15 protein-coding genes are annotated in these 12,648 nt (G+C 36.6%); 7 read left to right on the forward strand and 8 right to left on the reverse strand.

Annotated features, from left to right (window positions below):
• Positions 1-31 precede the first annotated feature (31 nt).
• On the forward strand, positions 32-652 hold the full coding sequence (gene nth, locus DRF59_RS14690) for an endonuclease III (RefSeq protein WP_115961659.1): 621 nt from the start codon (positions 32-34) through the stop codon (positions 650-652).
• A 57-nt stretch (positions 653-709) separates the two neighbouring features.
• Here nth and DRF59_RS14695 read toward each other — a convergent pair whose 3' ends face one another.
• Complete coding sequence (locus DRF59_RS14695) at positions 710-1,156, reverse strand: DinB family protein (protein WP_115961662.1); 447 nt, start codon at positions 1,154-1,156, stop codon at positions 710-712.
• Positions 1,157-1,458: 302 nt separating this feature from the next.
• Between DRF59_RS14695 and DRF59_RS14700 the strand changes: the two genes are divergently transcribed.
• Together DRF59_RS14700 and DRF59_RS14705 are read left to right on the forward strand one after the other, a co-directional pair.
• Positions 1,459-1,827 carry an Arm DNA-binding domain-containing protein gene (locus DRF59_RS14700; protein ID WP_157967458.1) on the forward strand — a complete coding sequence of 123 codons (369 nt, stop codon included), beginning with the start codon at positions 1,459-1,461 and terminating at the stop codon, positions 1,825-1,827.
• Positions 1,828-1,841: 14 nt separating this feature from the next.
• Entirely contained in the window at positions 1,842-2,099 is a 258-nt protein-coding gene (locus DRF59_RS14705; protein ID WP_157967459.1) for a phage integrase SAM-like domain-containing protein, read from the forward strand.
• Positions 2,100-2,399: 300 nt separating this feature from the next.
• Here DRF59_RS14705 and DRF59_RS14710 read toward each other — a convergent pair whose 3' ends face one another.
• The gene (locus DRF59_RS14710) at positions 2,400-2,714 is read right to left on the reverse strand and encodes a hypothetical protein (RefSeq protein WP_123873698.1); all 315 of its coding nucleotides are present in this window, start codon (positions 2,712-2,714) and stop codon (positions 2,400-2,402) included.
• Positions 2,715-3,387: 673 nt separating this feature from the next.
• Entirely contained in the window at positions 3,388-5,184 is a 1,797-nt protein-coding gene (locus tag DRF59_RS14720) for a DUF885 domain-containing protein (protein WP_115961932.1), read from the reverse strand.
• Between the two features lie 169 nt (positions 5,185-5,353).
• On the opposite strand from DRF59_RS14720, the gene DRF59_RS14725 reads away from it, so the two are divergent.
• The 4 genes from DRF59_RS14725 (at position 5,354) to DRF59_RS14740 (ending at position 8,016) form a co-directional block, all read left to right on the forward strand.
• Positions 5,354-5,815: a hypothetical protein gene (locus DRF59_RS14725; RefSeq protein ID WP_115961677.1), complete on the forward strand. Its 462-nt coding sequence runs from the start codon at positions 5,354-5,356 to the stop codon at positions 5,813-5,815.
• Between the two features lie 169 nt (positions 5,816-5,984).
• The gene (locus DRF59_RS14730; protein WP_115961679.1) at positions 5,985-6,689 is read left to right on the forward strand and encodes a MotA/TolQ/ExbB proton channel family protein; all 705 of its coding nucleotides are present in this window, start codon (positions 5,985-5,987) and stop codon (positions 6,687-6,689) included.
• An 11-nt stretch (positions 6,690-6,700) separates the two neighbouring features.
• Complete coding sequence (locus tag DRF59_RS14735; protein WP_115961681.1) at positions 6,701-7,099, forward strand: ExbD/TolR family protein; 399 nt, start codon at positions 6,701-6,703, stop codon at positions 7,097-7,099.
• A gap of 35 nt (positions 7,100-7,134) precedes the next feature.
• Positions 7,135-8,016, forward strand: a complete 882-nt coding sequence (locus tag DRF59_RS14740; RefSeq protein WP_115961683.1) for a ferric siderophore ABC transporter substrate-binding protein — start codon at positions 7,135-7,137, stop codon at positions 8,014-8,016.
• A 14-nt stretch (positions 8,017-8,030) separates the two neighbouring features.
• On the opposite strand, the gene DRF59_RS14745 is transcribed toward DRF59_RS14740, so the two are convergent.
• The 5 genes from DRF59_RS14745 to fbaA all read right to left on the reverse strand — a co-directional run bounded on the left by DRF59_RS14745 (position 8,031) and on the right by fbaA (position 12,631).
• A complete protein-coding gene (locus DRF59_RS14745) occupies positions 8,031-8,423 on the reverse strand; it encodes a hypothetical protein (protein WP_115961686.1) in 393 nt (130 codons plus the stop codon).
• A 64-nt stretch (positions 8,424-8,487) separates the two neighbouring features.
• Positions 8,488-9,891, reverse strand: coding sequence for a nucleoside recognition domain-containing protein (locus DRF59_RS14750; RefSeq protein WP_115961689.1), 1,404 nt, complete (start codon positions 9,889-9,891; stop codon positions 8,488-8,490).
• Between the two features lie 163 nt (positions 9,892-10,054).
• Positions 10,055-10,564: a DUF6973 domain-containing protein gene (locus DRF59_RS14755; RefSeq protein ID WP_115961692.1), complete on the reverse strand. Its 510-nt coding sequence runs from the start codon at positions 10,562-10,564 to the stop codon at positions 10,055-10,057.
• 54 nt (positions 10,565-10,618) lie between these two features.
• Complete coding sequence (gene accD / locus DRF59_RS14760) at positions 10,619-11,473, reverse strand: acetyl-CoA carboxylase, carboxyltransferase subunit beta (protein ID WP_115961695.1); 855 nt, start codon at positions 11,471-11,473, stop codon at positions 10,619-10,621.
• A gap of 87 nt (positions 11,474-11,560) precedes the next feature.
• Positions 11,561-12,631: a class II fructose-bisphosphate aldolase gene (gene fbaA, locus DRF59_RS14765; RefSeq protein ID WP_115961698.1), complete on the reverse strand. Its 1,071-nt coding sequence runs from the start codon at positions 12,629-12,631 to the stop codon at positions 11,561-11,563.
• Positions 12,632-12,648 lie beyond the last annotated feature (17 nt).

A 12,648-nucleotide genomic window follows, 5' to 3' on the forward strand; every position in this document is an offset into this window, starting at 1 on the left:
TAATTTAATTTTGTTCAAATTTAAGGGTTACATGACAAAAAAGCAAAGAGCTGAGCTCGTTCAGAGAGAACTGGATAAATTATATCCTACCACACCGATACCGTTAGATCATACAGATCCCTATACCTTAATGGTTGCTGTAGCACTTTCAGCACAGACCACTGATAAAAAAGTAAATGAAGTTACCCCAAATCTTTTTGAGGTTGCCGGAACACCACAAAGAATGGCTAAACTGGAAGAATACCAGATTAAAGAGCTCATTAAAGAAATAGGATTATCCAATACCAAAGCCAAAAACCTGAAAAGAATGGCAGAACTTTTATTGGAAAGGCATAACGGGGTAGTTCCTCAGACTTATGAAGAATTAGAAGCTCTTCCGGGAGTAGGGCATAAGACTGCTTCAGTAGTAATGAGCCAGGGATTCGGATTTCCTGCTTTCCCCGTTGACACCCATATTCACCGCCTGATGACTCAATGGAAACTTACATCAGGTAAAAATGTGGTTGAAACAGAACGTGACGCTAAAAAACTATTTCCGGAAGAAGTCTGGAACAAGCTTCATCTTCAGATTATTTTTTATGGCAGAGAATATTCTCCGGCAAGAGGAAAAGGAGATAAGGATTTTATTACTAAAATGCTATTTGAGAAATAAGTCGTTTTTGACATGCACAAAATTTCCTGACTCAAGGGAATTCTGTGCATAAAAGATTTACAGGTCTAATAGCCTTCTGTGATAGTTAATCTGTCCCAAATGATAATCGAGATGAGCAATCAGATGAATCAGAAAATAATCTGTGGTCATTCCGCTCTCAAAAACAACAACTGGATATTCTTTTTTCAGATCCTCTTCAGATAACTGAGAAAGAGTCGAATCGATCATAGTAGCCGTGGCCTCAATTTTTGCGGTTAGTTCAGCCTGTGGAATATTTTTCAGAGAAAATTCGAGGTCACGCTGTCTTACATATCCGGTATTTCCGAGGTGTGTTCCTATGAAATGATTGAGGTTTCCTACCAGATGCAGGCACAGATTGCCCGCTGAATTAGTAATGTTTTTATCCGTCTTCCAGATATTTTCTTCATTTTGATAGGCTTCTATCTCTGTTTTTAGCTTGTTCAGATCTCTGTTATATAAAGATTTAAGACTTTCGATAATCATTGTTTTTCAAATAAAATTATAAAATAATACCCAATATGCAGACAAACCCCGACAAAAAGAGGAAAGTGTCAACATATTTATGATTTCATAAGGTGCAAATTTAGACATAAAAAGCTATAAATCGGACATCAAGAGCCAAAGTTCACGCTCGAAATCGTACCCCTTTATTATGCAGACAAAAGGGAGACAATAAAAAGGCTGAAATGGCAGTGTTTGACTTATAACCGACTGATATTGTCTACCCTGCAAACCGCTCATTTTTAGAGGTTGAATTTAATTTTACAGCAATAAAAATGAAGCGTATGAGAAGTACATTCAAAGGCCTTTTCTTTCTGAAAAGAGACAAACAGAAAAAAGATGGAAGTGTACCTGTATATTGCAGGATTACTATTGACGGAAAAGAAGCCCGTTTTGGAATGAAGAAAAACATTGACCCCAAACTCTGGAACGTCAAAGAAGGAAAAGCAACCGGAAAAAGTGCAGAATCTTCCGAAGTCAATGCGCTGCTTGAAAAAACAAAAGCAGGAATTCACAAAATTTATAGGGATATTCAGGAACGGGAAAATGCAGTTTCCGCCGAGAAAGTAAAAAATATTTTCTTGGGAATAGATAGTAAACAATATATGCTGCTGAAAGCATTTGACGAGCATGTTGAGGAAAATTTAATCTAATAGGCAAAAGAATTGTGAAATCCACCTATAATAGATATTACTATCTTCGGGTTAGGCTATCGGAATTCTTTACCGAAAAATATCATCTTTCGGATATTCCGCTTCGGGAAATAAACTATCAGTTTATCCGTGATTTTGAAATGTATTTGCTGATAGTTCGTGGAAACAAGCAAAGTACCATTGCCCAATATTTAATAAATGTGAAGAAAATAGTTGAGCTGGCTTATAAGAACGAATGGATTTTCTGGAATCCGTTTGTCATTATAAGATAGAAGACGAAAAATCCGAACGAGGCTATCTGACACAAAGAGAAGTTGAAATTTTAATGAATTGGAAACTGGATAAAAAGTTGGAACAGACAAGAGATGTTTTCATTTTTTGTTGCTTTTCCGGTTTATCCTACATTGACACCTTTAAATTAACCAAAGAGCAATTAATTTATCTATTGACGGACAGCAGTGGATTATGGGAAAACGGGAGAAAACCGATATGGATTATTTTATTCCGATAATGGAAATACCGAAGAAAATTCTGCAGTGCGAAAGCGAAGAGTAAAAGTGGGATTAGTTTTTTCATTTTTGTTTCCAAGTTTTATAATCTAATTTATCAAAGGTTTTAATTTTTTTTGATTTCGTTTTATTAATACTGATAATTGTACTTATAGAATCATTGGTCAAAGCATAATATTTTTTGTGGTCTTCTCCATACATCCACCAACCGCCTGAACCGCTATTCATTTTTGTTGCTTCAAAAGTGAAGACAGAACTTTCTTTGGGAATTTCATAACCGTTTTCTGTTACTATCGAATATAGATTCCCGAAGAAAGAGGTAAAAACAAATACGCATATAAAAACGGACAGGGCTAAAAGCAATAGTATTTTTTTCATTTTGTTTTTTAATTTATTATCCATAACAGCCAAAATTAATGCTCAACATTTTTCCGTCTTTCGATTTGCCGATTACAATAGCAGTTTTGTCTTTCAGCAAAATATTTTTGTGCTTCAGCATATCCAATGCTGTTAATTCCTTACAGTCTTTGGTTGCAATTTCGGTATAGAGTTCGATGATATAAGTTCTTATTTTAGGATTTTGTTCACGATAACTCTTTCATCAACGTTTTTGTATTGGATTTCCACAAAATCAAGGTCAACATAAACAATTTCGTTTTTTCATAAATGTTTTTTGCGTAAGCATTTATTTCCTCCACATCTTCTCCCAAAATAATTTCTTCATTCTCAATTGGTTCATCATATTTGGAAGGATGGATTTTATCGTTTTTTACGGTTTGTTGTGGTTCGTTTTTCGTTGCTTTTTTCGTTTTGTTTTCACAAGACTGCAATACAAAAGCAAGGAGTAAAAGTGTGGTTAGGTTTTCATTTATTTAAAGTTCTTTTTCTTCATTTGTTTCGTTCAATGAATTTTAAATTCCATATGCCTTTTAACAAATAATTACAATAACGTTTATTCTTGATAGCAAATATACTTTTTATCATAAAATTATTAATTTCTGGAATTGAAAAAGGTACTGTGTTTAGCAGCACCTTTTGATTTTATTGTGTATTATTTTTGTTTTTTAGCCCAAAGTTCCATTTTTCTGTTCAGGACTTCTAATGGAAGACAGCCCTGGCTTAGCACTTCATCATGGAAACTGGCCAGATTAAATTTCTTACCAAGTTCTTTCTGGTATTTTTCTCTCAATTCACGGATTCTTAAAGATCCGATTTTGTATCCCAAAGCCTGTCCTGGCATTGCCATATATCTTTCCACTTCAGCAGTAGCTGATCCTTCATCGTAGGAAATATTACTTAAAAAATATCTGATAGCTTCCTCCCGGCTCATCTTTCCGGTATGAAGACCTGTATCTATTACCAGCCTTACTGCTCTGAGCATCTGATCACTTAAATATCCCATCTTTTGATATGGATCCGTATACAACCCGAATTCGGGACCTAATGTCTCGCAGTAATGTGCCCATCCTTCACCGTAAGCACCAAACCATCCGAATCTCATGAACTTAGGAAGATTTAGGTTTTCCTGTTGCAGGGAAACCTGATAATGATGTCCAGGAATAGCCTCATGGAGAAATAAAGATTCCATTCCAGATGTTACATTGAACTTGGATGGATCAGGTAAGGGAACATAGAAAATTCCGGGTCTTTTTCCATCAGGAGTACCGGGAATATATTCTGCACTTGCACTTGCCTCCCTGAATTTCTCTGTCTGCCTTATTTCAAACTTTGTTTTTGGAGTAACATTAAACATTGTTTTTAGCTTTGGAGTTATTTTAGCTAAAATTCCGTTGAACCCATTTAAAACCTCTTTAGATGTTTTATAAGGCATTGCTTTTTGGTCTGTTTTTACGAAAGTGATAAACTCTTCCAGGGTTCCGGTAAATCCAACCTGTTGTTTCACCTTTTCCATTTCATTTCGAAGCATAGCAACTTGTTGCTGCCCGATTTTATTTATCTCTTCCGGAGACTTTTTTGTAGTGGTCCAGCTTTTTACATAATAGCCGTAAATTTCATTTCCATTAGGAAGGCTGTTATATCCGTCAGTATCTCTTGCCTTTGGAAGATATTCCTTTTCTAAGAAGGCTCCCATTTTAGTATAAGCAGGAATAATCTTTTGGATAATAGCATCTTTATAAAGTGCTGAAAATTTATCTTTCTGGGCTTGTGTGAAATCTTTAGGGAAATTTTTAACAGGACCATAAAAGATATTTTTTTCCATATCGGAAGTGATGATTTCCTGAGCTTCCATTTGAGGAATCATTTTAGCCACCAGCTTTTTAGGCAGGACAATTTTATTATTGATTCCTTCCCGGAAATTTTCCGTTGCAGCATTCATCCATTCCGGAAACTTTTCCATTCTTTTCAGCCAGTCATTATAATCTTTTTCGGTTTTGAAGGGCTGGCTTCCCTGTCCGCTCCCATATAAAGGAAAAGTCAAAGGAAGTCCCCCAAACTGAGTGAATGGAATATATTCAGGATGATAGGCGTAGGCTTCAATCTTATCTTTTAAAGTATAGTCCAGAACATCATAGATAACCTTTTTTTCATCAGAAAGGTTTTTATAATCTACATTCTCAAGCTGTTTTTGCACTGAATTATAAAACGTAATCTCACCTGAAATAAAATCTTTATCAATATTAATAGGAAGCTGATCATTGTATCTTGTATCCCCCTGAGAGGTAGCATCTAAAGGGTATAATTTAAGATACTGTTCATAGTAGTTGGAGGCGATGGAATCCAGATTGGAAGGCGTAACCTTTGTAAGAGGAGAATCAGACTTTCTGCACGAGACAAGACTGACAATTAATCCTAACCCTAAAATACTTTTTGATAAAATGTTTTTCATTTCCAGAATCTTTATGAAAACAAAAGTAAGTATTATTGGGAGATCCCGGCTCATATTCTGTCTTGATTTTAAAAAATTATTTTCAAAATCCTTTTAACTTTAAATCAATTTTTTATCTTTGTCTAAAACGTTTAACAATCATATTATTACAGTTCTTTTTTAAGGAAAAATGAAAGGGATTTTAAAAATTTACCATCCGGACGAGACTTTAAAATACAATATCAGAAATACTTATTGTAAAGCAGTCTACAGTAACCAACAGCACTTTTTAGAGGTTGAAATTATAACGGATGACAGTTTGGATCATGTTGACGATGATTCTTTACAGTACAACTTTCCACAGCTTTCACTAGAAGTTTTTGATTTCCCTATTGATTCGGCGGAAATAGAAGGCAAAACCATCAAAATCAATGATTCTGATGAGGAAACCTACACAGAAGTAGACCTTTTCGATGATGAAGATGCTTATATCTATGATAATGAGCTCCTTTTTGAAAAAAACGAGGAAGGAGAGCTTCAGGTAATCTGGAAAGGGACCATTGATGATTTCTATACAGGATCAGATACCCCGATTCCTTTCAGATTAAAATGCGAATTCAAACAGGATGATATTGAGGTAGACGAAGATTAGTCGGCCTGTAATTTTTTATATTGATTTCTTTTCAAAATTTCTTTTGGAAAGAAATTTGCTGTTTATATTTCATAACAAAATTTTAAGTTGTTTTTAAGCAATTTTTAAGAGTTCAATTCATAATATTCTACTACATTTGTCGTTGAAACTTTAATAAAATTCACATTTAATGCTGTTAACGGAACTTTCTCAGATTTTATTTGCACAAATCACTACACCTGCAGTTGCTACAGACAATTTAGAGTTCTCATTTTGGAAGATCATGTTCCACGGAGGAGCTTTTGCTAAAATAGTGATGGTCACCGTATTACTGTTAGGGGTATTTTCTCTATACTTGTTTTTTGAAAGATTTTTCTTTATCAAAAGGCTGACTTCAAAAACAGATTCCAACTTCATGAACAATATCGAAGACTTCATCAAGGCCGGAAAAATAGAGGCTGCAGCAGATTATTGCAAAACCCAAAACTCTCCGGAAGGAAGAATTTTAGAAAAAGGAATTTCAAGATTGGGGCGCCCTGTTTCTGATATTGTAAGTGCTATGGAAGCACAGGCACAGGTAGAAGTAGCCAATATGGAGAAAAACCTGAACCTTTTGGCTGTAGTGCCAAGTATTGCACCGATGCTGGGGCTTTTAGGTACGGTAATCGGGATGATTATTGCTTTCTTTAATTTGTCTCATGCAACAGGATCATTCTCCCCCAAAACACTTTCAGAAGGCATTTATACCGCTTTAGGACAGACTGCTGTAGGTTTGGCTGTGGCAATTCCTGCGAACTTCTGTTATAATATCCTTCTTACCAGGATTGATAAATTTGTACTGAAGGCTCAGAATATGTCAGGAGAATTTTTAGACCTTATCAATAAACCTTTATAAGCTTTCTTACGATGAAAATTCAAAGAAGAAATAAAGCGAATCCGGAATTCAGTTTAGCAGCGATGACAGACGTTATCCTGCTGATGCTGATCTTCTTTATGGTAACTTCTTCTGCAGCCAACCAAAGCGCAATAGACGTTAACCTGCCAAAAACCGGGGCCGTTGAAGATAATATACCCAATCCTTTGACCGTAAGCATTAAGCCGGACGGATCTTTTTTTGTAGATGATAATCCGGTAAGCAGAGGAGAATTAGAGAAGATCATCGTGGATAAACTGGCTAGTCAGACAAATAAGTCTTTCACAATCAGGGCGGATGAAAATACATTGCATAAAGATGTTGTTTTTGTTATGGAAATCGCTGAGAAGTATAAATTTAACATTGCCATCGCAACAGTTAAAGATAAATAACCCTTTAAGATTCCGGAAGGAGATTCTGTTTTAAGATGAAAAGCTATACAGCAAATAGAAACGAAGAAAATAAAGACAGGATAAAAAGCGCTCTGCTTTCTGTTCTTATCTGGGCTGCCATTTTGCTTTTTGTATTTTTATATAAGCTAAAACCCGAGCTGGATAAAGAACCTGAGGTCATTACAACAATGCTTGTCAATTTTGGTGACAACAGAAACGGAAGTGGTATTGAAGAGCCTGCAGATCAGCCTGGTAGCCTTGCTGCTGCTGAAGAGATTACTCCTGAGCCTGCAGAAACTCCGGTACCCGAGACAAAAACGGTTGTGAAGCCTGAGCCTGCTCCGGAGGCTGAAAAATCTGAAGCCAAAGAAAAAATAATATCGGGAAATAATACAAAAACAACCGTTCCTAAAAAAGAAGAATCAAGAAAAGCAGATAAAAAAGAAGCAACCAGTACGACTGCTTCAAAAAATACTAAAAAAGCAGGATCTACTACTGCAAATTCTAAAACAGGAAGTGGTGATGGTAAAGGAAATGCTGCAATCGGGAATCTGATCAGAGGAAGAGGGACAAAAGCAGGAAGCCAGGGAACTGGAACCGGAATAGGAAATGCCGGTGATCCTTTAGGAGGCGATGGAAATGGAGACAGTAAAGTAGGAATAGACAGGAAACTGATAGGATATATTCCCGGAACAATGGGAAGAGGAGGAGCACAGCCATCCCACAGCTGCACAGCAAGCGGATCGATTACCGTTGCCTATACTGTTGATAAAGCCGGAAATGTTGTCTCGGCAAGAAGAGCAGGTGGAGTTTCAGATCCTTGTATCTCTTCTACCTCTGTAGCATGGGTAAAAAAATACGTAAAAGCTGAAAAAGCCAATACTTCTTCTACCGGAACCTATAAGATTACATTCTAAAATACAAAAGCACTTTATTCAAGTGCTTTTTTTAATTCATTTATTCTGTTGATTACCGGAAGGGCAAAAATTCCGCTGGTCTGAAGATACAGCTCGTAGAATGTCTTTGCTTTATCCTGAAAATCTCTGTTGTGATCATGTTTGCTGTTAAAATAGAAAAGGTTTCCAAGCATTTCATAATAATCTTTATGATCTCTTTCCTGTCTTTCATTGACCAGGGCAATCATTTCTTGTTTTGTCATTGAAGAAACCTCTGTGAAGCTCATCTTGAAAATATCCCTCATCAAAGTATCAAAATCAAGTTCTTTCTGCATTAAGCTTTCTTCCGGTTTGTCCAGGATAAGCTTCTCAAGTGCCTGGGTTAACTGGCGGATGAGCCTTAGTGTAAATTCTTTATCGGTGATCATAAATTGTTTTAAAGTTTGGGTTTATATTAAATTTGGTTGCAAGCTGCTTGGGAATAAGCTCAATTTAAGCAAAGAACAAATATGCTAAAGCAATTGATGTGATAATACCCACTAAATCGGCCAGAAGCATCGCAATTACGGTATATCTGGTGTTCTTTACAGCTACGGCCCCGAAGTAAACTGCAATTACGTAAAATGTCGTATCTGAGCTTCCCTGCAAAACTGCGGCTAATTTTCCCTGAAAACTGTCTGCGCCAAATGTTGTCATGGTATCTACCATCATTCCTCTTGCTCCTGAACCAGATAAAGGTTTGATCAAAGCTGTTGGAAGTCCGTCCACAAATCTTGGGTCAAGACTTGCAATATTGGCCACCCATTTCATTCCGTCAATGATGACATCAAAAACTCCTGAAGTCCTTAATAACGAAATAGCAATGAGCATTCCAACGAGGTAAGGAATAATTTTTACACATGTTGTGAAGCCTTCTTTTGCCCCTTCAATAAAAGCATCAAAGACGTTGATTTTTTTATAGACAGCCCCAAGTACAATAGCCAGGAAAATAAAGAGAATGAGACCATTACTTAACACTTTGCTGAAATCGTCAAGTTCATCTTTACTCAATTGTACAAGATAAAGAACAAGTAAAGCTATAACAGCTGAAATTCCGCCAACATATGCAATGACTACCGGACGCAGCAAATTGATCTTCTGGTATAGAGAAACAATAATCATAGCGGCAAGAGTTGCTGCAAATGTTGCGATCATACATGGCAGGAAGATATCAGTAGGGGTTTTGGATCCCATTGAAGCCCTGATGGCAATGATAGAAACGGGAATTAAGGTCATTCCTCCGGCGTGAAGGCAGAGGAACATGATCTGCGAATTGCTGGCAGTGTCTTTATTTGGATTTAGTGTCTGGAGACTTTCCATAGCTTTTAATCCAAAAGGCGTAGCAGCATTGTCCAGTCCAAGGAGGTTGGCGCTGAAATTCATCAGCATATGCCCGAATGCCGGGTGGTTTTTGGGAATGTCGGGGAATAATTTCGAGAAGAAAGGCTGGATAAAACGGCTTAAAAGATTAATACCACCTGCCTTCTCAGCAATACTCATAAACCCCATAAACAGGGTCATAATGCCAATAAGTCCTAAGCATATCTTTACTGCTGTTTCTGAGGTTCCTATTACGCCGTCTGCTTCCTGGACACGATATACACTTACATTCTGTTTTAAGGAATCTGTTTTATAATGAATTCTGTTATCCGTAAAGTCATTTTTCCTCATCAGGCTGTCTCTGATAACAGGAGAGAGTTTGTTTATTGGCTGGGATGCAATCTGCACTGTATCTCCGCCTTTTCCTACGACCATATCATTGAATATAGTCTTGTAGTTACCTGATGAGATGTATTTTATACTTGCAATGGTAATGGCAATAATAATAAAAGCCGACCAAATTCTGCTGAGGACCATCTGATTGAATTAATTGTTTAAACTTATCAAAAATACTTTAAACCACAAAGCCGCAAAAGAATTAAACATGAAGTTTGTGAATTCGTATTTTTTACAGCATTTTATTCAGCTGATTATGTGTTGCGGATGTTATTGATTAACACCTTTATGACAAAGTGTGTTACTATTCTTCCAGGTATACAAGATGTCCTTCAAAATTGTCATCCAAATTCTTCAGGACTTTAGCGTTTTCCATTTTTTTTACCAGCCCGTCAATGAAAAAGCTTTTTTCAAAAAACTGACGATGGATACCGGGTAAAAGTTCCATGAAATAATCCATTCCTATTTTGTTATTATGAAGGTCCATTTTAGTTTCCAGAGGATTATTGGGGAAAAGTTCTTCGTGCAGGTCAGTCATTCTTTTACAAAAATCCAATGCTTTTTGAGGCGAAGAAACCTTACAGCAATACATCATTATAAAACAGCACCATAAAGCATGCCTGAATGCATTTCCTATACCGTTATTGGAAGCTGTCTGAGGATATTTTCTCTGTGCAATCGTGAAGGCTTGCACGGTAGCATGAAAACTTAATAAAGAAAACAGAGGGTGGGGAAGAACGAGTGATAAAAGACGCATTATCTTTTTAAAACTCATGCTCCTGATTGTATTGAAAAATATCTTGAAAGTCCTCATAAATAAAAATCTCTCCCTAATTAGAGAGAGACTGTATTGTTTTTGTTACAGTTATTATGCTTTTACAGCTAATAAATTAACTGTTTTGGCAACAGTATCCTGAATTTCAGTTCTTTTTACAATGAAATCTACAAATCCTTTTTCCTGTAGGAATTCTGATGTCTGGAATCCTTCCGGAAGATCTCTTCCGATAGTTTCACGGATTACTCTTGGCCCGGCAAACCCGATCAGCGCTCCCGGCTCAGCCATAATGATATCAGCTGTCATTGCAAATGAGGCAGTAATTCCTCCAAAAGTAGGGTCACAAAGGTATGCTATATATAAAAGTCCTGCTTCTGATAGCTGAGCTAGCTTAGCCTGTACTTTAGCCAGCTGCATCAGAGAATAGGTTGCCTCCTGCATTCTTGCTCCTCCCGACTGACAGATAATCATATATGGAAGTTTGTGCTCAATACAGTAATCTACAGCTCTTCTGATCTTTTCTCCCATTACAGAACCTAAAGAGCCACCGATAAAAGCAAAATCCATACATGAAACAACCATTTCAGTCCCTTTTACGGTTCCTACTGCATTTCTGATGGAGTCCGTAAGCTTTGTCTTCGCTTTTACTTCTTTTAGACGGTCCTTATAAGGCTTTGTATCTTTAAAATTCAAGATATCAATACTTTCTACATTGGCATCCAGTTCGGTGAATTTACCGCCGTCAAAAAGGATGTCAAAAAATTCTGCACTTCCTATTCTTACATGAAATCCGTCTTCAGGAGAAACATAATTATTTCTCTTTAGTTCATCATGTTCCACAACTTTTCCGGATGGAGTCTGATGCCACAGGCCTTTGGGAACGTCCTTTTTTTCATCAGTAGAGGTGGTAATGTTTTTTGCTTTTCTTTTAAACCAGTCGAATGCCATTTTATATTAGTATTAATGTATAAATGTAAAATGTATAAATGTAAAGGTACTCGTAAGAATCCCTTTACATTTATACAGATACAATTCTTATTTTAAAGTATTTACGTTATTTAAATCTTCAAATGCTTTCACCAATCTTGCAGAGAAGGTTTCCTCACCTTTTCTTACCCAAACTCTTGGATCATAGAATTTTTTGTTCGGTTTTTCTTCTCCTTCAGGGTTTCCGATCTGAGCTCTTAAATATTCAATATTGTTTATCATATAATCTCTGATTCCTTCTGTATATGCAAACTGAAGGTCAGTATCGATATTCATTTTAATTACTCCGTAATCAATAGCTTCTCTGATCTCTTCTAAAGTAGACCCTGAACCTCCGTGGAATACAAAGTTGATTGGCTTTGCAGCTGTTCCGAATTTCTCCTGAACATATTTCTGAGAATTGTCAAGGATTTTTGGAGTAAGAACTACGTTTCCTGGTTTGTAAACTCCGTGTACATTACCAAAAGCAGCCGCAATTGTGAAGTTATCAGAAATAGCTTTTAATTTTTCATACGTATAAGCTACATCTTCAGGCTGAGTATATAATTTAGAATTATCAACGTCTGAGTTGTCAACACCGTCTTCTTCACCACCGGTAACTCCGATTTCTACCTCAAGAGTCATCTGCAGCTTAGCCATTCTTTCGAAATATTTAGCGGAAATTTCAAGATTTTCTTCTAAAGATTCTTCAGAAAGATCTAACATGTGAGATGAATAAAGAGATTTTCCTGTCTGCTTGAAGAATTCCTCATTTGCATCCATCAGTCCGTCAATCCATGGAAGCAATTTCTTTGCACAGTGGTCTGTATGTAAAATTACAGTAGCCCCGTAAGCTTCAGCAAGAGTGTGAATATGTTTAGCTCCTGCAATAGCTCCTAAGATTGCAGACTTTTGTCCGTCATTGCTTAATCCTTTTCCTGCATTGAAAGCAGCTCCGCCATTTGAAAACTGAATAATTACAGGAGAGTTTAATTTCGCTGCAGTTTCCATCGTAGCGTTTACGTTGCTTGATCCAATTACGTTTACTGCAGGTAATGCAAATTTGTTTTCTTTAGCATACTGAAAAATATCAGTAACTAACTGACCTGTGGCAACTCCTGCCGGAAAAATTCTGCTCATGTTTTACTTTTTATTAT

The sequence above is a fragment of the Chryseobacterium flavum genome, assembly GCF_003385595.1.
Taxonomy (GTDB): Bacteria; Bacteroidota; Bacteroidia; order Flavobacteriales; family Weeksellaceae; genus Chryseobacterium; species Chryseobacterium flavum.